Source organism: Belnapia rosea, assembly GCF_900101615.1.
Lineage (GTDB): Bacteria > Pseudomonadota > Alphaproteobacteria > Acetobacterales > Acetobacteraceae > Belnapia > Belnapia rosea.
This window is the reverse complement of record NZ_FMZX01000019.1, coordinates 42179-60816: the sequence shown is the minus strand read 5'-3', so window position 1 is coordinate 60816 and position 18638 is coordinate 42179. Positions and strand designations below refer to the sequence as shown.

The 18638-nt window shown below is 69.8% G+C and carries 23 protein-coding genes and 1 tRNA gene; 8 read left to right on the top strand and 16 right to left on the bottom strand.

The genetic code is table 11. The annotated features are described in order from the left end of the window. Nucleotides 1–76: 76 nt before the first annotated feature. A complete protein-coding gene (locus tag BLR02_RS22345) occupies nucleotides 77–520 on the top strand; it encodes a PaaI family thioesterase (protein ID WP_176849739.1) in 444 nt (147 codons plus the stop codon). Between the two features lie 38 nt (nucleotides 521–558). Continuing rightward, complete coding sequence (locus BLR02_RS22340) at nucleotides 559–1029, top strand: AAC(3)-I family aminoglycoside N-acetyltransferase (protein WP_090664702.1); 471 nt, start codon at nucleotides 559–561, stop codon at nucleotides 1027–1029. On the opposite strand, the gene BLR02_RS22335 is transcribed toward BLR02_RS22340, so the two are convergent. Next, a complete protein-coding gene (locus tag BLR02_RS22335; protein WP_090664701.1) occupies nucleotides 1023–1298 on the bottom strand; it encodes a hypothetical protein in 276 nt (91 codons plus the stop codon). The two genes, BLR02_RS22340 and BLR02_RS22335, sit on opposite strands and share 7 nt — an antisense overlap. A gap of 207 nt (nucleotides 1299–1505) precedes the next feature. Between BLR02_RS22335 and BLR02_RS22330 the strand changes: the two genes are divergently transcribed. Then, nucleotides 1506–1790, top strand: coding sequence for a hypothetical protein (locus tag BLR02_RS22330; protein ID WP_143018238.1), 285 nt, complete (start codon nucleotides 1506–1508; stop codon nucleotides 1788–1790). After that, nucleotides 1787–2185 carry a DUF4112 domain-containing protein gene (locus BLR02_RS22325; RefSeq protein ID WP_090664699.1) on the top strand — a complete coding sequence of 133 codons (399 nt, stop codon included), beginning with the start codon at nucleotides 1787–1789 and terminating at the stop codon, nucleotides 2183–2185. Before BLR02_RS22330 ends, BLR02_RS22325 begins: the two co-directional genes overlap by 4 nt. Before the next feature lie 184 nt (nucleotides 2186–2369). Here BLR02_RS22325 and BLR02_RS22320 read toward each other — a convergent pair. Continuing rightward, a tRNA-Gly gene (locus BLR02_RS22320) sits at nucleotides 2370–2444 on the bottom strand. A 416-nt stretch (nucleotides 2445–2860) separates the two neighbouring features. Between BLR02_RS22320 and metZ the strand changes: the two genes are divergently transcribed. Next, nucleotides 2861–4081, top strand: coding sequence for an O-succinylhomoserine sulfhydrylase (metZ, locus tag BLR02_RS22315; RefSeq protein ID WP_090566027.1), 1221 nt, complete (start codon nucleotides 2861–2863; stop codon nucleotides 4079–4081). 158 nt (nucleotides 4082–4239) lie between these two features. Then, nucleotides 4240–4677, top strand: a complete 438-nt coding sequence (apaG, locus tag BLR02_RS22310; protein ID WP_090566024.1) for a Co2+/Mg2+ efflux protein ApaG — start codon at nucleotides 4240–4242, stop codon at nucleotides 4675–4677. Between the two features lie 3 nt (nucleotides 4678–4680). Here the strand turns inward: apaG and BLR02_RS22305 are convergent, their stop codons facing one another. From BLR02_RS22305 to BLR02_RS22295, 3 genes are all read right to left on the bottom strand, one after another. Beyond that, nucleotides 4681–5535 carry a GNAT family N-acetyltransferase gene (locus BLR02_RS22305; protein WP_090566021.1) on the bottom strand — a complete coding sequence of 285 codons (855 nt, stop codon included), beginning with the start codon at nucleotides 5533–5535 and terminating at the stop codon, nucleotides 4681–4683. Then, on the bottom strand, nucleotides 5532–6023 hold the full coding sequence (locus tag BLR02_RS22300; protein ID WP_090566019.1) for a Fur family transcriptional regulator: 492 nt from the start codon (nucleotides 6021–6023) through the stop codon (nucleotides 5532–5534). Before BLR02_RS22300 ends, BLR02_RS22305 begins: the two co-directional genes overlap by 4 nt. Before the next feature lie 154 nt (nucleotides 6024–6177). Further along, nucleotides 6178–6648 (bottom strand): MucR family transcriptional regulator, encoded by a 471-nt coding sequence (locus BLR02_RS22295; protein ID WP_090566016.1) that lies wholly within the window; start codon nucleotides 6646–6648, stop codon nucleotides 6178–6180. A 91-nt stretch (nucleotides 6649–6739) separates the two neighbouring features. On the opposite strand from BLR02_RS22295, the gene BLR02_RS31015 reads away from it, so the two are divergent. Continuing rightward, nucleotides 6740–6994: a sulfurtransferase TusA family protein gene (locus BLR02_RS31015; RefSeq protein WP_456303766.1), complete on the top strand. Its 255-nt coding sequence runs from the start codon at nucleotides 6740–6742 to the stop codon at nucleotides 6992–6994. On the opposite strand, the gene BLR02_RS22285 is transcribed toward BLR02_RS31015, so the two are convergent. The 6 genes from BLR02_RS22285 to BLR02_RS22260 all read right to left on the bottom strand — a co-directional run bounded on the left by BLR02_RS22285 (nucleotide 6981) and on the right by BLR02_RS22260 (nucleotide 11541). Next, complete coding sequence (locus tag BLR02_RS22285; RefSeq protein ID WP_090566010.1) at nucleotides 6981–7409, bottom strand: GNAT family N-acetyltransferase; 429 nt, start codon at nucleotides 7407–7409, stop codon at nucleotides 6981–6983. The two genes, BLR02_RS31015 and BLR02_RS22285, sit on opposite strands and share 14 nt — an antisense overlap. Beyond that, on the bottom strand, nucleotides 7406–8071 hold the full coding sequence (gene tsaB, locus BLR02_RS22280; RefSeq protein WP_090566007.1) for a tRNA (adenosine(37)-N6)-threonylcarbamoyltransferase complex dimerization subunit type 1 TsaB: 666 nt from the start codon (nucleotides 8069–8071) through the stop codon (nucleotides 7406–7408). The genes BLR02_RS22285 and tsaB overlap by 4 nt, the downstream gene beginning before the upstream one ends. Nucleotides 8072–8073: 2 nt before the next feature. Beyond that, the gene (locus BLR02_RS22275) at nucleotides 8074–8901 is read right to left on the bottom strand and encodes an exodeoxyribonuclease III (protein WP_090664715.1); all 828 of its coding nucleotides are present in this window, start codon (nucleotides 8899–8901) and stop codon (nucleotides 8074–8076) included. A 109-nt stretch (nucleotides 8902–9010) separates the two neighbouring features. Beyond that, nucleotides 9011–9697: a fumarylacetoacetate hydrolase family protein gene (locus BLR02_RS22270; protein WP_090566004.1), complete on the bottom strand. Its 687-nt coding sequence runs from the start codon at nucleotides 9695–9697 to the stop codon at nucleotides 9011–9013. Between the two features lie 356 nt (nucleotides 9698–10053). Then, the gene (locus BLR02_RS22265) at nucleotides 10054–10827 is read right to left on the bottom strand and encodes a gamma-glutamyl-gamma-aminobutyrate hydrolase family protein (protein WP_090664698.1); all 774 of its coding nucleotides are present in this window, start codon (nucleotides 10825–10827) and stop codon (nucleotides 10054–10056) included. A 69-nt stretch (nucleotides 10828–10896) separates the two neighbouring features. Next, a complete protein-coding gene (locus tag BLR02_RS22260; RefSeq protein WP_090566125.1) occupies nucleotides 10897–11541 on the bottom strand; it encodes a LolA family protein in 645 nt (214 codons plus the stop codon). A 133-nt stretch (nucleotides 11542–11674) separates the two neighbouring features. Here BLR02_RS22260 and BLR02_RS22255 point away from each other — a divergent pair, with 133 nt between their 5' ends. Further along, nucleotides 11675–12775: a hypothetical protein gene (locus tag BLR02_RS22255; RefSeq protein WP_090664697.1), complete on the top strand. Its 1101-nt coding sequence runs from the start codon at nucleotides 11675–11677 to the stop codon at nucleotides 12773–12775. Here BLR02_RS22255 and BLR02_RS22250 read toward each other — a convergent pair. The 5 genes from BLR02_RS22250 to BLR02_RS22230 form a co-directional block, all read right to left on the bottom strand. After that, on the bottom strand, nucleotides 12705–13277 hold the full coding sequence (locus BLR02_RS22250) for a DUF4412 domain-containing protein (RefSeq protein ID WP_218128026.1): 573 nt from the start codon (nucleotides 13275–13277) through the stop codon (nucleotides 12705–12707). The two genes, BLR02_RS22255 and BLR02_RS22250, sit on opposite strands and share 71 nt — an antisense overlap. 29 nt (nucleotides 13278–13306) lie before the next feature. Beyond that, entirely contained in the window at nucleotides 13307–15850 is a 2544-nt protein-coding gene (locus BLR02_RS22245; RefSeq protein WP_090565994.1) for an FtsK/SpoIIIE family DNA translocase, read from the bottom strand. A 133-nt stretch (nucleotides 15851–15983) separates the two neighbouring features. After that, nucleotides 15984–16793: a TorF family putative porin gene (locus BLR02_RS22240; RefSeq protein ID WP_090565991.1), complete on the bottom strand. Its 810-nt coding sequence runs from the start codon at nucleotides 16791–16793 to the stop codon at nucleotides 15984–15986. Between the two features lie 85 nt (nucleotides 16794–16878). Beyond that, nucleotides 16879–18210, bottom strand: a complete 1332-nt coding sequence (locus BLR02_RS22235; RefSeq protein WP_090664714.1) for an ammonium transporter — start codon at nucleotides 18208–18210, stop codon at nucleotides 16879–16881. Between the two features lie 37 nt (nucleotides 18211–18247). Continuing rightward, nucleotides 18248–18586, bottom strand: coding sequence for a P-II family nitrogen regulator (locus BLR02_RS22230; RefSeq protein ID WP_090565988.1), 339 nt, complete (start codon nucleotides 18584–18586; stop codon nucleotides 18248–18250). Between the last annotated feature and the right edge of the window lie 52 nt (nucleotides 18587–18638).

The following is an 18638-nucleotide window of genomic DNA, read 5'->3' as shown; positions in this document are numbered from 1 at the left end:
GGAGGCGCCTTGCCATGCTGCCCATGGCTGGCCTGGTGGTCCGTCCGGGCCGATGGGTGGCGAAGGGGGTTATGGCATGGCGCATCCGATCCATCCGGAGGATGTGCCGGAGGGCTTCGGCCCGGCTACCCATGGCGGGCCCTATGCGAAGGAGCTCGGCCCTTTCTGGTCGAAGCCAAGCGAGACACAGGTGGCGCTCGGCCTGAGGCTGCAGCGCCGGCACTGCAATTCGGCGGGCGCCGCGCATGGCGGCTTCGTCGCTACGCTGGCGGATCTGGGCCTGATCCATGCGGCCGCGGTGATGCGCGAGCGGGCCGGCTGGCCGCGGCATCACCTCACCACCGTCAGTCTCAGCCTCGACTACCTGGCTCCGGCCAAGGAGGGGTGCTGGCTCGAGGTCCGGGCCGAGGTATCGCGCCTCGGCCGCAATCTCTGCTTCACCGAGGGCGTGATGCTGGCCGATGGCCGTCGCGTCGCCCGGGCCAGCGGCGTCATGGCCGTGCTGGGGCCGCGGGAATAATGGTCACCACCCCGCCGCATGGATGCATCGGAGGTGCCATGTCCCCCACCGCCGCGACCATCCACCGCCTCCAGCCCGGCGATGCGCCGCTGTTCCGCCGGCTGAACACCCTGTTCGGCGAGGCTTTCGGCGACCGCGAGACCTACGGGGCGGAGCCGCCGACCGAGGCCTATCTCGAGGCGCTGCTGGCGAAGGAGCATGTCATCGCCCTCGTCGCGCGGATCGGCGAGGCGGTCGTCGGTGGGCTCGTCGCCTATGAGCTGGACAAGTTCGAACGGATGCGGCGCGAGATCTATCTCTACGACCTCGCCGTGGATGCAGCTTACCGCCGCAGGCGAGTCGCCACGGCCCTGATCGGGCAGCTGCGCGCGATCGCCGCGGCGCGCGGGGCCTGGGTCGTCTTCGTGCAGGCCGACCACGGCGATGAGCCCGCCATCGCGCTCTATGACGGGCTCGGCAGCCGCGAGGCGGTGCTGCATTTCGACATCGCGGCCGAGTCGCCTCAGTAGCGCCACCCGTGGCGATAGGGGCGAGGGTGGTGCCAGCCATGGTGGCGCGGCGGCTCCCACCGGTGCCAGTGGTGCCGCGGGGGCGGCGCGTAGTGGGGCCGGTGATAGCCGCGGTCGGGGTACCAGCGGTCGCCATGCACCGGCGTGATGCTCGGGGCCAGCAGGTGCGGCGATGCATCCCCGAGGGGCGCCGCGATGGCGCCTGGCACGGTGGGGCCGGCGGAGAGCAGGCCGAGGCCGAGAGCGGCAGCGACGAGAAGGCGACGCATCAGATCCTCCGTTCGGGTTGTTCGACGAGGCATGATGGCGCGCCCGGCGCGGCATGATCGGGGCCGGATTGCTGCAAACTCAGGGCGGATTGTAACGGCAGGTGAGGCATGCGGGGCGCCGGTCTGCCCTGTGGATATCGGGGACAAGCCGCGCGTGACCGACCTGCGCGGTGGCGATTTGTTCATGTTTAGTTCTAGCCTGCGGCCATGCCCGACGAATCGCCGCCCGCCTGCCCCTCACCATCCGACGCCTTCGGGCCAAGGGCTTTGCGCAGGGCGCCGGCGGAGCAGCGCCTCGTGGAGGCCTGCCTCGAGCAGGTCCTGGCTGCGCATCCCGCCTGGCCGTGGCCGTTGATCGAGGAGATGGCACGGCGGCGCGCCGAGGAGGCCCTGGCAACCTTCGTTGCGGCGCCACCGCGAGCCGAGCCGGGCGTTGCCCCTGGCGGGCAGGCCGCCCCTTGCACCGGGCCGCCCATGGAGAGCATGCGATGAGAGGTGATTCGGATGGGACGGTCGTGGCATTCGGCGCCGGCCGCAAGGAGGCCGCGCTGGCGCGTCTCGAGTTGATCGCGGGCATGCTCGACAGCCGCTGGCGGATTCCGGGCACCGGCATCCGCTTCGGCGCCGATGCGCTGCTCAGCCTGCTGCCCGCAGTCGGGCCCGTCGCCGGCACCGCCGTCTCCGCCTATCTGATCTGGGAGGCACGCCGGCTGGGCGCCTCGACGGGGCTGCTGCTGCGCATGGCCGCCAATCTCGGCCTGGATGCCGCGATCAGCATCGTCCCGGTCGCGGGTTCGGTCGGGGATGTTTTCTTCCGCGCCAATCTTCGCAACATGGCGCTGCTGCGCCGGCACCTGACGCGAGGGGCGGTGCGGGATGAGAGCTGATCGCGGTAGGGCGTGAGCAGGCCCGCGTTGTCCAAACCTCCAGCCGGTCACGGATGCGGCCCTCCAGCGCCTTGGCCATCACGCCGGCCCGCCAGAAGCGCTGGAACGGCATGGGGCGGATTGGCCCCCGGAGCGCGGGCGAGAGGCGTTCCGCATAGCGTATCAGACAGCGACAGGGGAGGGTTGGAGCGGGCGATGGGAATCGAACCCACGACATTCAGCTTGGGAAGCTGACGTTCTACCTCTGAACTACGCCCGCGCCGCGGCGGCAGCTTAGCCGGGCGGCGGCTTCGGCTCAAGCCCATGCCTTGCATCGGGTGATGAACCGCTGGATTGCCCTGTCCGATGCATCGCTGCGACCTTCTCCGTGAACGTTGGCCGCCGCCGGGCCCTCTGCGCCTGGCGATGACGACCGGCGACATCCCGCTCGCCCATCCAGCTCGAGGGTTGACCGGACGGCGCCCGGGCCGCTAACTGCGCCCGGGCCGCGAGGCTCCCTCGCGATTTGTCCGGCCAGCTTGCGGCGAGGTCCTCACGGGTTCCCATCGGCGGCGCGGAGCGGCGGCGTTGGGTTCAAAATATTCGCGCTAAATCGGCCGTCGAGGGTGCCCGTGCGGCCCCTCGCGCCCCGTCAAGGGTGCCGGACGCCGTTGGTTTGCCAGGGTGTTCCCCCAGATGTCCAAGTCACTGCCCGAACGCTCCCTCCGCCCCGCGACCCTGCTGGTCCGTGGCGGCACCACCCGCACCAATCACGACGAGACCTCCGAGGCGCTCTTCCTGACCTCGGGCTTCGTCTATGACAGCGCGGAGCAGGCCGAGGCGACCTTCGCCGGCACCGCGACGCATTTCCAGTATTCGCGCTTCGGCAACCCGACCGTCTCGATGCTCGAGGGGCGCCTCGCGGCACTTGAGGGTGCCGAGGCCTGCCGCGTCACCGCGACGGGCATGGCGGCGGTGCATGCCGCGCTGCTCTCCCACCTGAAGGCGGGGGACCGGGTGGTCGCCTCGCGCGCCCTCTTCGGCTCCTGCCACTGGATCATCTCCACCCTCCTGCCGCGCTACGGCATCACTGGCGAATTCGTCGATGGCGCCGACCTCGCGCAGTGGGAGCGGGCGCTCTCCACCCCGGCCACGCTGGTGCTGCTGGAGACGCCCTCCAACCCGATGCTGGAGCTGGTGGACCTTCCGGCAGTCGCCGCGCTTGCGCACAAGGCCGGCGCCATCGTCGTCGTCGACAACGTCTTTGCCACGCCGCTGCTGCAGAAGCCGCTGGCGCTCGGCGCCGATGTGGTCGTCTATTCCTGCACCAAGCACATGGACGGGCAGGGCCGCGTGCTGGGCGGTGCCATCCTCGGCACGAAGAAATGGGTGGAGGATGTCCTTCAGCCCTTCATCCGCAACACCGGTCCCTCGATCAGCGCCTTCAATGCCTGGGTCATCCTCAAGGGGCTGGAGACGCTGCATCTGCGGGTCCATGCCATGTGCCGGAGCGCGGCGGCGATCGCCGACTTCCTGGCGGAGCGGGTGGAGGTGAAGCGGGCGCTCTACCCCTTCTCCGCGAGCCATCCGCAATACGCCCTGGCGCAGCGGCTGATGAGCGGCGGCGGCACCATCGTCACCTTCGACCTGGCCGGCGGCAAGGAGGCTGCCTTCCGCTTCTGCAACGCGCTGCGGCTGATCGACGTCTCCAACAATCTCGGCGACTCGAAGAGCCTCGTGACGCATCCCGCGACCACCACCCATATGCGCATCGGCGCGGAGGAGCGCGCGCGGCTCGGCATCACCGACGGGACCATCCGCCTCTCGGTCGGGCTCGAGGATGTGGCGGACCTCATCGAGGACCTGGCCGAGGCCCTGGATGCCGCCGGCGGTGCGGTGGCGCGCGCCGCGGAGTAGCGGATCTGTAGCGCAAGGGGCCGTGGCCGTGGCAGGCTGCGGCCCTTACGGGGGAAATGACGTCATGGGTCTCGAGACCTGGATTGCCCTTGCCACCGCCTCAATCGCGCTGGTGCTGATCCCGTGGATGCCTGCCGCCCTGCGGAGGGGCTGACGCCATGCAACGCCCGCCCGCCGATACCGATCCCGCCCGCCAGCCCGGGTATACCGAGGTGACGCGGGGCGTGCGCGTCTCCGTCCGCACCTTCTTCCTGGCCGATCAGTCGGCGCCCGAGCGGGGCCATTTCGTCTGGGCCTACCGGGTGACCATCGCCAATGAGGGGCGGCGAACGGTGCAGCTGCTGAAGCGCACCTGGCTCATCACCGATGCCCAGGGCCGCACCCAACGGGTGCATGGTGAGGGGGTGGTGGGGGAGCAGCCGATGCTCGACCCCGGCGAGAGCTTCGAATACACCTCGGGCACGCCGCTCGCCACGCCGTCGGGCTTCATGCGCGGCACCTATCACATGGTGCTGACCGATACCGGCGAGGCCTTCGACGTAGCGATCCCGACCTTCAGCCTCGACAGCCCGCACCAGCCCGGGCGGCTGCACTGACGTCTATTCTGAACCGACGGCGGTGCTCAGCTTCCGCTCGTAATGCTTCGAATACTTGTCGGTGATCAATTCGGTCTTCACCACGATGCAGACATCGGTGGTGTTGAATTGCGGGTCGATGACCGCGCCGTCGCCGACGAAGCCGCCAAGCCGCAGATAGCCCTTGATCAGCGGCGGCAGGTCGTTCAGCACCGTGCGCACATCGAGCGAGGCCGGATCCAGCCGGTCCATCTCTACATGCCGCTCCGCCAGGGCGCGCGGACGCAGCGCGGGCGGCGCCAGGTGATGGGCATAGAGATAGGTGAGCGCCGGCGCCAGCGCGTCGAGATCCGTGCCTGGCAGGCTGGCGCAGCCGAACATCACATCGATGCGGTGCCGGAAGACATAGGCGGCGATGCCACGCCATAGCAGCTGCAGCGTGCCCCGTGTGCGATGGCCGGCACCAACGCAGGAGCGGCCGAGCTCAAGGATCGGCCCGGGCAGGGCCACGAGCGGGGCGATGTCGTATTCAGAGGCCGAGTAGAAGCCGCCGACGGCCCTGGCCGCCTCACGCCGGATGAGCCGGTAGGTGCCAACGACGGATTCCGGCCCCTCGCCCAGGTCATGGTCGATGACAAGCAGATGGTCCGCCACGGCATCGAAGCCATCGCGGTCGCGGGCGCTGGCCAGGGTCTCGGCATCCGGATGGGCGCCCATCTCCTCGTAGAAGACGCGGAAGCGGAGCGCCTGGGCGGCATCCACCTCCTCCACCGTCTCGGCAATGCGGACGCCGAGATTGCCGGCGCGTAGCTCGCCGAAGCCGGGGCCGCTGGATGGGTCTGCCGGCTTGGCCTTTGCCGCGAGGAAGCCCCCGCTCATGCCTCGTCCTGCCGCTTCGGCGGGCGGCGCGCGGGAAGGCCGGGCTTCGGCTCGGGGAAGCGGCGCCCGAAGAGCTCCAGCCGGTGGTCCACCAGCTCGAAGCCCAGCCGGGCGGCGATCTCCTGCGCCAGCGCCTCGTGGCGGGGGTCGGCGAATTCGATCACCTTGCCCGTATCGACGTCGATCAGGTGGTAGTGCTGGCCGCGATCGGCCTGGTCGTACCGGGCGCGGCCGCCGCCGAAATCGCGCCGCTCGAGGATGCCCTTCTCTTCCAGCAGGCGGACGGTGCGGTAGACGGTGGCGATCGAGATGCGGCTGTCCTGCGCCACGGCGCGGCGATACAGCTCCTCGACATCGGGGTGGTCCTCGCTTTCCGAGAGCACGCGGGCAATGAGCCGGCGCTGCCCGGTCATCTTGAGGCCGCGCTCGATGCACAGCCGCTCGATGCGGGAGATGGTCTCTCGGTCGGCGGAAGCGGGCGTATCCATGCGGCTGGCAGTCTGCCCTTCCTGGGGGTGGCAGGCCGGGCCTGCCACGGGTCGCTGAGATCAGGAGGGCGACCATAGACCGATGCCGCGTCCGCGACCATGGCGGACGCAGCCCCCGGTGCCGCCCCTCGATGCGGGAACGGCTCTCGGCAGGTCAGGCCGTCTTGGCAGCCGCCGCGGCAGGGGCGGTCTCGCGCCGGCCAGCCCGCGGCGGACGGCCGCGCGGCTTGGTGCCGAGGCCGATCTTCTTGGCGAGCGACGAGCGATGCTTGGCGTAATTCGGCGCAACCATGGGATAATCCGAGCCGAGGCCCCAACGCTCCCGGTATTGCTCGGGGGTGAGGTTGTAGGAGGTCTGCAGATGCCGCTTCAGCATCTTCAGTTTCTTTCCGTCCTCAAGGCAGATCAGGTACTCGGGGGTGATCGACTTCTTGATCGGCACCGCTGGTTGTGGCCGGTCAGGCTGAGATTTCACCATCGGCTGACCAACCGAGGCCAGTGTCTTGTATACTTCCTGGATCAGGTTCGGCAGATCAGCCAGAGCGACCGGATTGTTGGAAACATGCGCCGCAACGATTTCAGCGGTCAGTCCAAGCAGTTCGGTTGAGGGGGTATCTTCAGCCATCTGACGCGTCTTCCTGTTTCTAGTCTCCGCCCTATAGTGCCTGTTGCAGCCGTTTCGCAATCCGTTTCGGGTGATTGAAGGGCAAGAAACCTTGAGTTTTGTAAGCGCGCAAGAACTGACCGGTGACCGGCACCTCGACATCACAGCCGAGACTTGTCCGATGACCTTTGTCCGCACCCGACTGGCGCTCGACCGCATGGCAAGTGGTGAAACGCTGCTCGTCCGGCTTCGCGGCGAGGAGCCGCGCCGCAACATTCCCCGCACGGCTACCGAGCAGGGGCATGCGGTCCTCGGCGAGGCCGAGGCAGCGGACGGGATCGTCCTGTTGCTGCTCAGGAAGGGCTGAGCGCCCGCCGGAGCACCAGTGCGTCGCTGCCATCCGCGTAATAGCGGCGGCGGCGGCCGACCTCGGCGAAGCCGGCTGAGCGGTAGAGCGCCAGCGCCGCGGCATTTCCCGCGGCGACCTCGAGGAACATCTCCCCGGCCCCCCGCAACACGGCGCCCTGCATGGCACCGGCCAGCAGCATGGCGCCGAGGCCCTGGCGTCGTGCCGCCGGCGCCACGGCCAGGGTCAGGATTTCCGCCTCGCCGGCCGCCGCGCGGGCCAGCACCAGCCCGTCCCCGGGGCGCCACAGGCCGAAGGCGCCCGGCATGCCGAGCATCAGCCCCATGGCATCCGAGCCCCAGGCCTCGGCCGGCGGGAACGCCATGGCGTGCAGGGCGGCCAGCGCCGCGGCATCCTCCGGCCGGACGGCCCTCATCCCGGCAGCCGCACCGCCGGGGGCTCGACATAGAGTGGCCGGGCGGCGAGCGGAGGGAGCGCCCCGGCCAGGCGCATCGCGGCCACCCGGGCCGCGGCGGCAGCGCCAGGGAGGCGGGAATCGCTCAGGAGCGCATCCACGCCGCGGGCCGCCAGGCGGGCGGCGACGGCCGCGGCCGCATCCCCGACGAGGGCAACCGGGCCGGCGGGGCGGGGCAGATCAGCCTCGGCCACAGCCTCAGGCGCGCCCTCGGCGACCAGGCTGCCGGCGGGGAAGCGTTCCAGCAGCACCCGGCCGCGGCGGTTGTCGACCACCGCCCAGACCGCGCGGCCGGCGCGGAGCTCGGGCGGCAGGGCGGCCGCCAGCGCCTCGCCGGTGGTGACGCCGATGGCTGGGCGCCCGGCGCCGAGCGCCAGCCCCTCCGCCAGGGCGAGGGCAGCGCGGATGCCGGTGAAGCCGCCCGGCCCGACCACGGCGGCGACAGCATCGAGCGCAGTGGCAGCGCGGCCGGCCTCCCGCAGCACCGCCTCGGCCATGGGCGGCAGCAGGGCGGCATGGCCGCGGTCGCCGGCGGCGGCTCGGACGGCGAGCACCGCCTCGCCCTCCAGCAGGGCAGCGGAACAGCCGGCCAACGCGGCGTCGAGGGCGAGGATCAGGGCCATCGTCAGAGGGCGAGTTCGATCATCACCGGCACATGGTCGCTGGCCTGCGGCCAGCCGCGGGCCGGCTTCAGGATGGCATGGCGGGTCAGGGCCCCGGCCAGGTCCCCGCTGACCCAAACATGGTCCAGCCGGCGGCCGCGATCCGAGGCCTCCCAGTCCTTCGCCCGGTAGGACCACCACGTGTAGAGCTTCTGCTCGGGTGGGACGAAGTGACGGAGGGCATCGTGCCATTCGCCCGCCGCCTGCCAAGCGGTCAGCGCCTCGACCTCGACCGGCGTATGGGAGACGACGCCGAGCATCTGCTTGTGGCTCCAGACATCATGCTCGAGCGGGGCGATGTTGAGGTCGCCGACCAGCACGCTGCGGCGGGCAGCGCCACGCGCCCGGGTCCAGGCCGTGGCCTCGGCGACGAAATCGAGCTTATGGGCGAATTTGGGGTTCACCGCCCGGTCCGGCGTGTCGCCGCCGGCAGGGACGTAGAAATCGTGCAGTTCGATCGGCCCGCCCGGCACGTCGAGGGCGACGCCGAGATGGCGGCAATCGCCCTTGGAACACCAATCCGGGTCGTCATGGCGGATCTCGAAGGGAATGCGGGACAGTACCGCGACGCCGTTATAGCCCTTCATCCCCCGATGGGCGATGTGCGGGAAGCCTTGGGACCGGATCTCCTCCAGCGGGAAGAACTCGTCCGGACACTTGGTTTCCTGCAGGCAGAGCACGTCGGGATCGAGCGCGGCGACCAGCTCACTCAGCAACGGGCGCCGCAGGCGAACGGAGTTGATGTTCCAGGTGGCGATGCGAAGGGTTCGGCCCGGGGCAGTGTGCGGCATCGCCGAGGGATAGACGGGCGGGGCAGGGGCCACAATAGCGGGGCGATCCGCCTCCGGTCCTGCCACCGCCGCCGAGGCTGCGCCATTCGGCGCAGCCTCGGACGAAGGTTCAGACGATCCGTGTCCGCACCTCGCCGACGCCCTCGACGAAGCCTTCCAGCAGGTCGCCCCGCTGCACCGCGGCGACGCCTTCGGGCGTGCCGGTCATGATGAGGTCGCCAGGGGCGAGCCGGACCAGGTGGGAGAGGTTCGAGATCACCTCCGGCACCGACCAGATCAGCTTCGAGAGGTCGGAGGTCTGGGTGACCTTGCCATTCACCTTGAGCTCGATCTTGCCCTTGGAGACATCGATGCCCTTGGCCGGCACCAGTGCGCCCATGGGGGCGGAATTGTCGAAGCCCTTGCCCATGTCCCAGGGGCGGCCGGTCTTCTTCGCCTCGTTCTGCAGGTCGCGCCGCGTCATGTCGAGGCCGGCGCAATAGCCCCAGACATGGCCCATGGCATCGGCGACGCTGATATCGGCGCCGGCCGAGCCGATCGCCACCACCAGCTCCATCTCATGGTGGAGCTGCTTGGTCATCGGCGGGTAGGGCATGTCGGCCTCGTTCACCACCAGCGCATCGGCGGGCTTGGCGAAGTAGAAGGGCGGCTCGCGAGTCGGGTCGCTGCCCATCTCGATCGCATGCTCGGCGTAGTTGCGGCCGACGCAGAAGATGCGGCGCACCGGGAACATCTGGCTGCTGCCCTTGATGGGGACAGCCGCCACCACGGGCGGCACAATGACGTAATCGGACATGCCCTGGAGGTCTCCTCGGATCTGGCGCTGGGTCATCGGGCATAGCAGCGACCGCCCCGCCCCGAAAGCGGGGGCTTGCGCCATGCTCTTCATGGAGGCGTAAAGATATCGCCCGTAAGTTGATGAGTAACCCAAAAAAAGCGCCCGGACAGGGGGGTGTCCGGGCGCCTTACGCTAGAGTTCCGATCGGAATGGTCGGGCGAGCCGGTAGGGGAGACCGGACATCACCGCTGGCCTTTTAAGGCAGCCAGCATCGGAAGATTAGCGACTCATGGAGCCATACGCAAAAGGCGTTTGCGCGAGCCAGCCATGCGACTGTCCCGTGAGGCTGAGTTCACGCAAGCGTGAAGAATACTTTATTCCGCTGCCTGCGGTAAACGCCGCCGGGCTGCCCAGGCTTCCGCCGCACGGCCAAAATTTTCGAGAAGGCCGCGGCTGACGGCATCCGTCTCCCAATCGTATTCAGGATGCCACTGGACACCATAGGCAAAGCCCGATGCATCCCGTACCCGCACGGCCTCGATCGTACCGTCCGGTGCCCAACCTTCGGCGACGAGCCTTGGTGCCAGGCGTGCGATCCCCTGGTTATGCAGGGAGTTCACCGGGACCTCGCAGTGACCGGCGATGGTGGCGAGCAGGCTGCCGGGTGCGAGCCGGACGCCATGCGCCTTTGCCGTGCGGATCGGGCCGTATTTCTGGTCCGAAGGGGTCGAGTGATCGAGGCGGCCAGGCAGGTCCTGGATGCGCTGGTCGAGGCTGCCGCCGAGCGCCACGTTCAACTCCTGGAAGCCGCGACAGATCGCCAGCACCGGCAGTCCGGCGGCAATGGCGGCGCGGATCAGCGGCAGGGTGGTGGAATCCCGTGCGATGTCCTCGGGCGTACCCTCGGCATGCGGCGGGCCCTCGTAGAAGTCAGGGCAGACATTGGAGCGGCTGCCCGTGAGGATCAGCCCGTCGAGCCGCGGCAGGATCTCGGGCACCAGTGCCTCGCCCGCCGCAGGCAACAGGACAGGGATGCCGCCGACGGGGCCGAGCGTCACGCGAACATAGCTGTCGGAGGCAGCGTGGTTCGGCGTGGCGAAGATGCCGAACGCCTTCACGCAGCAGGAGATACCGATGAGGGGTTTCATCACCTCCTGAAAATCGCGCGCCAATGCGGCGCGATCAAGACGATGACTGCGTGAGCGGACTTAAATTCGTCATTGCGGGATGCCCAGCTCGTCACGGAAGCGTGGATCGTTGAAGTCGAAGAGGATCGCCGGGAAGCGGCCGCCATATTCAGGCTGGTAGAGTGTCACCCGCGTCTCGTGGCCCTGGGCATCGACCACCGCCCATTGCCGCAGCTCCACGGGGCTCTCGTTGAAGACGAGGGTGAGGCGCCCTTCGGCCGCCTGGCCGGTGCGGAACAGCGTGATCCGCAGCAGCCCCCCGCTCCGCTCGACGCGGCTGACCGTGACATCGCCCGCCAGCCGCACCTCGTCGCGCAGCAGGATGCCGAGCGGCGTGGAGGAGAGCGGCAGGGTCGTCGCCTGCTTGAGCTGGCGGTCGAAGTAGAAGAACTGGCCGTAGCTGGCGACCAGCAGCAGGGGCTCGGGTGGGTCGTACTCGAAGCGCATCCGGCCGGGACGCTGGATCCAGGCGGTGCCCTCCGCCGCGGCGCCGTTCTGGGCGATCTGCAGGAAGCGCGCCTTCAAGGTCCGAAGCGCTCCGAGCCAGGCTTCCGCCCGGGCGATGTCAGCGCGGTCGCGCTCGGTGAGGGCAGGGGATTGGGCCCAGGCAGGGCCCGCGGCCCCGGGAGAGAGCAGGGCGGCGGGGAGCAGGGCAAGCAGCGTGCGGCGATCCATCCCCGGCATGTGGACCGGAAGCGCATGCAGGGGAACCCCCACTGGAAGGTGAACGATCATATCGATGCCGTGATGCCCGTTACGCCGCCTGAGCAGCGACGCTAGGGCCGCACTGGCGTTGTGACCTTGTGAGATGATCGAAACCCTCCATGCCCCTGCCCGAGCCGCCCTTACGCGGCCGCGGCTGGCCATCCTGTTGACCGGGGCTGCCACCGCCATGCCGGGCTGGTTGCGCCGGCTTGGCGATCAGCGGCTGGCGGATGGGCTGCGACCGGCGGCCGGCGCGATCGGGGTGGTGATGCTGCCGGCCGGTCGCCCGCTGCAGCGCGACGATATGCCGGAGGATCTGCCCTTCTCGCTGCGGATCGCAGCGCCAGGCCCCGGGAGCTGGCGCGAGGGGCTGCTGGCTGCGGCCGACTGGGTCGGCCCCAAGGGCGTTGTGATGCTGGCCGAGGCCGGGGCGCTGCCGGCACCGGGCTGGCTCGCTGCTCATCTCGCGGCCCTTGCCGGAGGCGCCGAGGCCGTGGTCGGACGCCTTGTTCCGCCGACACCCGCCCATGCCTATGCCCGGCTGCTGGCCGAGATCGCCTGCCGGCTCGATCCGCTGGAGCAGGCGCCCTGGCCCGGACTTGATGCCGAGGCCGTCTGCAATCTTTCGCTGCGGGCAGCGCTGCTGGACCACGATGGACCGATCGCCGGGCCCCAGGCCCTGCTTGCCAGCCTGCGCCGGCGCGACCTTCGCCTGCGCAGCGCCCCGGCGGCGGTCGTGAGCGGGATGTCGGCACCGCCGGTGCCGGAGCGCCTCGTCATGGCATGCCGGCGGATCCGGGCGCGCGCAATGCTGCGCCGGCTCTGGGATGAGGGGGTCGGCACGGTGGCGCCGGAGACCGCGGCCCTGCGCCGCCTGGCGCGGCAACTCGGCCTGCCGGCCGGCGCCCTGGCCGGGCTGCTCCGCCTCCGCCATTTCGGCGCGGTGTGGGATGCGGTCGAGGCAGCCAGTCCGCGCCTCGCCAGGCAGGCGGTGCCGCCGCAGGCCCTGGCTGGGGAGCATCGGCGGGCCCGCCTGCTGCTGGCTGCCCTGAGGCTCCGCCCGGTCAGGGGACGGACGGAAGCGGCGCCTTCGAGCGCCGCCGCCTGGCGGGCGCTCCACGGCGTCACCGGCCCTATCGCGCCGGGCGAGCGCCCGGTGCCCCAGCCGGCATCTGCATCTGCTGATAGCCGCTGGGGGCGTTGAAGCGGGCGGCATCCTGCGGGCCATAGGCCACTTCGGTCGCCTCCATGCTTGCGGTCTGGCCGTTATGGGTGCCGGTGCTGCGGAGCATGACCCCATCGGCGGTCAGGCAGGATTCGCCGGTCACGCCTTCATTCTCGTAGCGCCAGACGGTGCAGCCCTGGCCGGCGATGGTCGCGGTGCCGCCACGGGTGAAGCGCGCGGTCTCCGGCGGCTGGGTCGGGACAGAGACCCCGCCCGGGCCGTTGTTGAGCGGCACCTCCATGATCATGCGCTGCTGCTCCATGACCACGAACATCTTCTTCGACCGCTGATCCATCACCGACCAGCCTATGCCGCCCGGCATGTCGACCCGGAGCTTCTGGTCCGCGACGCGCCAGGACATGCGCATCTCCTGTCCGGCCTGTCCGCCGACCACGCGGTAGGTGACGCTGACATCGCGCGTCGGCACGAGCAGCGGGCGGTCCTGCGCGAAGGCCATGACGGGCGTGGCCGCGATGGCCACGGCCAGGAATGCCGGTACTAATCTATGCATCAATCCTCCTCGACACGGCGCGTCAGCACCTCCCGCTTGCCGACATGGTTGGCGGGGCCGACGACGCCTTCCTTTTCCATCTGCTCGATGAGCTTGGCGGCCCGGTTGTAGCCAATGTTGAGATGCCGCTGGATGAAGGATGTGCTGGCCTTGCCCTCGCGGCTCACGAGCGCGACAGCCTGGTCGAACAACCCCTTCTCGCCATCGGAGCCGGCGGCGATGCCGGAGAGCGAGAGGCCATCGCCACCCTCGAGATCCTCCTCGGCCTCGGTCACCTCCTCGATATAGGCGGGCTCGCCCTGCTCGCGCAGGAAGTCCACCACCTTCTCCACCTCGGTGTCGGAGACGAAGGGGCCGTGGACGCGGGCGACGCGGCCGCCGCCCGCCATGTGCAGCATATCGCCCTGGCCGAGCAGTTGTTCCGCGCCCTGCTCGCCGAGGATGGTGCGGCTGTCGATCTTGCTGGTCACCTGGAAGGAGATGCGGGTCGGGAAGTTCGCCTTGATGGTGCCGGTGATGACATCCACCGAGGGGCGCTGCGTCGCCATGATGACATGGATGCCGGCGGCGCGGGCCATCTGCGCCAGGCGCTGCACCGCCGCCTCGATCTCCTTGCCGGCGACGATCATCAGGTCGGCCATCTCGTCGATGACGACGACGATCATCGGCAGCGGGGCGAGGGCGAGCGGCTGCTCCTCGAAGACGGGCTTGCCGGTCTCCGGGTCGAAGCCGGTCTGCACCTTGCGGGTCAGCACCTCGCCGCGGCGGCGGGCCTCGACCACCTTCTCGTTGTAGCCTCCGATATTGCGGACGCCGAGCTGGGACATGGCGCGGTAGCGCTTCTCCATCTCGCGTACCGTCCATTTCAGCGCGCCGATGGCCTTGGGCGGCTCCGTCACCACCGGGGCCAGCAGATGCGGGATGCGGTCATAGACCGACAATTCCAGCATCTTCGGGTCGATCATGATGAAGCGGCATTCCTCCGGGCTGAAGCGCCAGAGCAGCGAAAGGATCATGGTGTTGATGGCGACCGACTTGCCCGAGCCGGTGGTGCCCGCGATCAGCAGATGCGGCATGCGGGCGAGGTCGGCGATGACCGGGTTGCCGCCGATATCCTTGCCCAGCGCCAGCGGCAGGCGGCCCGGATGGCGCACCCATTCCTCGGCCGCCATCGATTCGCTGAAATAGACCGTCTCGCGCTTGGCGTTCGGCAGCTCGATGCCGATGACGTTGCGGCCGGGGACGGTCGCGATGCGGACGGCCGTGACATGCATGTTGCGCGCGATGTCGTCGGCGAGGCCGATGACGCGGGCGGATTTGGTGCCCGGCGCCGGCTCCAGCTCATAGAGCGTGACGACGGGGCCGGGATTGATGGCGGCGATGCGGCCGCGCACGCCGTAATCCTCCAGCACCTGCTCGAGCAGCCGGGCATTGGACTGCAGCGCCTCCTCCGAGGGGCGGCCGGTGCGCTTGGCGGGCGGCTCCTGCAGCAGCGAGAGGGGCGGCAGGCGCCAGGGGTTGTCCTGCAGGTCGGGCTGCGGCTGGCGCTTGGCCTCGCTCCGCTTCTGCGGCACTGGCGGGGCGACGACCTTGGGTGGCTGCCTGGCGATGAATGGCCCGGGCTCGACCGCTGGTCCGACCGCGGGTTCCATCCGGCCCTCGGCCACGCGCGGCTCGCGGCGGGGCATGCGCGGCACCTCCGCCGCGGCATCGGCGGCGCGGAGCACGCTGGCGAGGTCGTTCGGCGGCGGGCCGGCCGGGCGGCGCCGGCGGATGCGGAACAGGCTGACGATGCTGCCGCCGATTCGGCCGAGCAGACCGCGGGCGCCGCGCGCCCCGGCGCCGCCGGCGCGCGTCAGCCCCGCCGCGCCGAATCGGGCGACCCCGCCGGCGCCGGCCCGGGCGGCCCGGCCGATCCCCAGCCACTCACCCGGCGAGAGGCCGAGCGCCGCGGCAGACAGGGCGAGGGCGAGAGCAACCAGCGCCACATCGCCAATCATCCCGCCGAAGGGGCCGAACAGGGCGCCCGCCTGATGGCTGACCGCCCCGGCGACGATGGCCCCTGCGGCACCGCCGGCGCCCGACTCGACCGGGCTGCCGGCTGGTAAGGGCGCCAGCATCAAGGTGCCGGCCAGCAGCGGAAGGGCGGCGAGCAGTGCCGCCAGCCGTGCCGGGAACAGGCCGATGCCGCGATGCGTGCCGAGGCGCCAGGCCCAGCCGAGCAGGGCGAGGCCCGGCAACGCCCCGGCCCAGCCGAAGCCCTGCAACAGCAGGTCGGCCACGACGGCGCCGGCCGGCCCGGCCAGGTTGGTCGGCGTCCGGCCCGTGGCGGTGGAGAGGGAGGGATCAGCCGGATCATAGCTGGCCAGGGCGACCAGCAGGCCGAGCCCGGCCAGCGCCGCCAGCAGGCCAAGGCATTCGAAAAGCCGGCGGCGCATCGCCGCCTTCACGGCAGGCGAGGCGAAGCGGCGGACCCCGGCGAAGGGGCGGGCAGCGGAGGTGGCGGTCGGGCGGTCGGCGGCAGCGATACGGGGCGCGGGCATAGGTCGCGGGGTCCGGTTCAGAACAGGCCCCAAGGATAGCGCGCAAATCCTTGCCCGGCCACGGAATCACGAAAAAGGGCGCCGACCTTGCGGTCGGCGCCCCCCACTCGGCCACGGCTGTTCCGCGGGTGGTTCAGAAGACCTTGCTCAGGGTGAAGAGCACGCGGCCGTCGCAGGCACGCTGGCCGCCCGTCGCGCGGTCGGCGACGGGGATGCAGTCCCGCTTGCTGATGTCGGTGCCGTACCAGGCGACCGTCGCGGTCACGCCGGCATAGATCTCGCGCGAGGCCCCGATCGAGTACCAGAGGTAGTCCGGCGTGCCGAAGAGCGGGTTGCGCTCGATCCACTGGTGGCCGAGGCGGGCGGAGGCGGTGAAGCCGTAGGGCAGCGTCACGTCGGCGCCGCCTTCGACGTAGAAGCCGTCACCCGAGCGGCCGAAGAAGTTGGGCGAATAGTTGAAGGCACCGAGCAGCTTGACGATGTCGATGGTGTAGGAGGCCTTGAGGGCGATTTCCTGGTACTCGTTCAGCTGCGTGCCCGGCGCCTTGTCCTGGCCTGGATACAAATAGGCGATGTAGCCCAGGTCGAGCGCGACATCCCCTAGCGTGAGGCGGTAGCCGGCGAGGATGTCGAGCTCCTGCCGTGTGTCGTTCCAGGGGCTGGCAAGGAATTTCGCGTTGCTGATGAAGGCGCCGATATAGAAGCCGCTGTCGTGCTGGACGTCGACGGTGCCCTGGAAGGCCCAGTTGTTCCGCGTCTGGCTGATGCCGCGGAACAGGTAGTCGTTCGAGATCGCCGGCGTCAGCGTGACGGTCAGGCCGAGCGACTCGATATTGGTCTGCGCGGTGGCCGGCAGCGCCGGCAGCACCAGGGCCGCGGCGGCGATCCAGGCATGGCGGAGCGCAGCAAGGGGCCGGGCGAGGAAGCCGGGCTTGTTCTTCATGGAAGGATGACCCCCAGGTTTTGGTTTCGTAACGTGAGTGGGCGCAAAAAAGGCCGGAGGGGGTGTCACCCCTCCGGCCCTGATGTCAGGCGATGCGCTCGCCATGCTGGGTGACGTCGAGGCCCTCGCGCTCCTCCTCCTCCGGCACGCGGAGGCCGACGATCACATCGGTGATCTTCAGCAGGATGAAGCTGCCGATCGCGGTGTAGGCGACGACCGCGGCGGTGGCGTAGAGCTGGATCAGGAACTGGTCGAAGGACCCGCTGTAGCCATCCGGCGTCGCCGTGGTGGCGGAGAGGGCGCCATAGGCGAAGACGCCGGTCAGCAGGCTGCCGATGATGCCGCAGACGCCATGCACGCCGAAGGCGTCGAGGCTGTCGTCATAGCCGCAGAGATGCTTGAGGCCCGTCGCGCCCCAGAAGCCGCCGAGGCCGGCCACCACGCCGATGATCAGCGCCGGCACCGGCAGCACGAAGCCGCTGGCCGGGGTGATGGCGACGAGGCCCGCGACCGCGCCGGAGATGGCGCCCAGCACGCTCGGCTTGCCCTTCGTCGCCCATTCGGCGAAGAGCCAGCTGAGCGCCGCAACGCCCGCCGCGATCTGGGTGGCCAGCATGGCCATGCCTGCGCGCGCGCCCGCGCCGCCGGCCGAGCCCGCATTGAAGCCGAACCAGCCCACCCAGAGCATGCCGGCGCCGATGACGGCCAGCGCGAGGTTGTAGGGTGCCATGTTGTCATGGCCGAGGCCGAGCCGCTTGCCGAGCACCAGCGCCGCCACCAGGCCGGCGATGCCCGCATTGATGTGGACCACCGTGCCGCCGGCGAAGTCGAGCGCGCCGAGGGCGAATATCCAGCCATTCGGGTGCCAGACCCAATGGGCGACCGGCGAATAGACCAGCAGCGACCACAGCACGGTGAACAGCACCATGGCGCTGAACTTCATGCGGTCGGCGAAGGCGCCGGTGATGAGGGCCGGGGTGATGATGGCGAAGGTCATCTGGAACATCAGGAAGACCGTCTCGGGGATGGTGAAGGCCACCGCCCCGTCGCCGGACCCGAGGGTGAAGGGCTTGTCCCAGTTCTCGGCGAGGCCCGAGAGGAACAGCTTGGAGAGGTCACCGACCCAGGGGCCGCCCTCGCCGAAGGCGATGCTGTAGCCGGCCACCATCCAGACCACCGTCACCAGCGCGGCGATCGAGAAGCTCTGCATCATGGTGGAGAGCACGTTCTTCTTGCGCACCATGCCGGCATAGAAGAGCGCGAGGCCGGGGACGGTCATCATCAGCACCAGTGCGGTGCTGGTCAGCATCCAGGCGGTGTCGCCGGTGTCGATCTTCGGGCCGTCCTGGGCCAGGGCCGGTGTCGCGGCGAGCAGCGCGACAGCCAACGGCGCCAGCGCGCGTGCGGGCATCCTCATCATGTGTTCCCCTGCATTCCTGTGTGCGTCGCGGCGCCTAGAGCGCCGAGGTGTCGGTCTCGCCGGTGCGGATGCGCAGCGCGCGCTCCACTTCCAGCACGAAGATCTTGCCGTCGCCGATCTTGTCGGTACGGGCGGCCTTGGCGACGGCTTCCATCACCGCGTCCACCAGCTCGTCCGGCACCACGACCTCGATCTTGATCTTCGGCAGGAAACTGACCTGGTACTCGGCACCGCGGTAGATTTCCGTCTGCCCCTTCTGGCGACCGAAGCCCTTCACTTCGGTCACCGTCAGCCCCTGCACTCCGAGCGGGGTGAGCGCTTCGCGCACCTCGTCCAGCTTGAAGGGCTTGATGAACGCCATCACCAGCTTCATCTGCCCATTATCCTCCTTGATGGTCCCGGCTTGGTTCTGCCTACAAATCCCG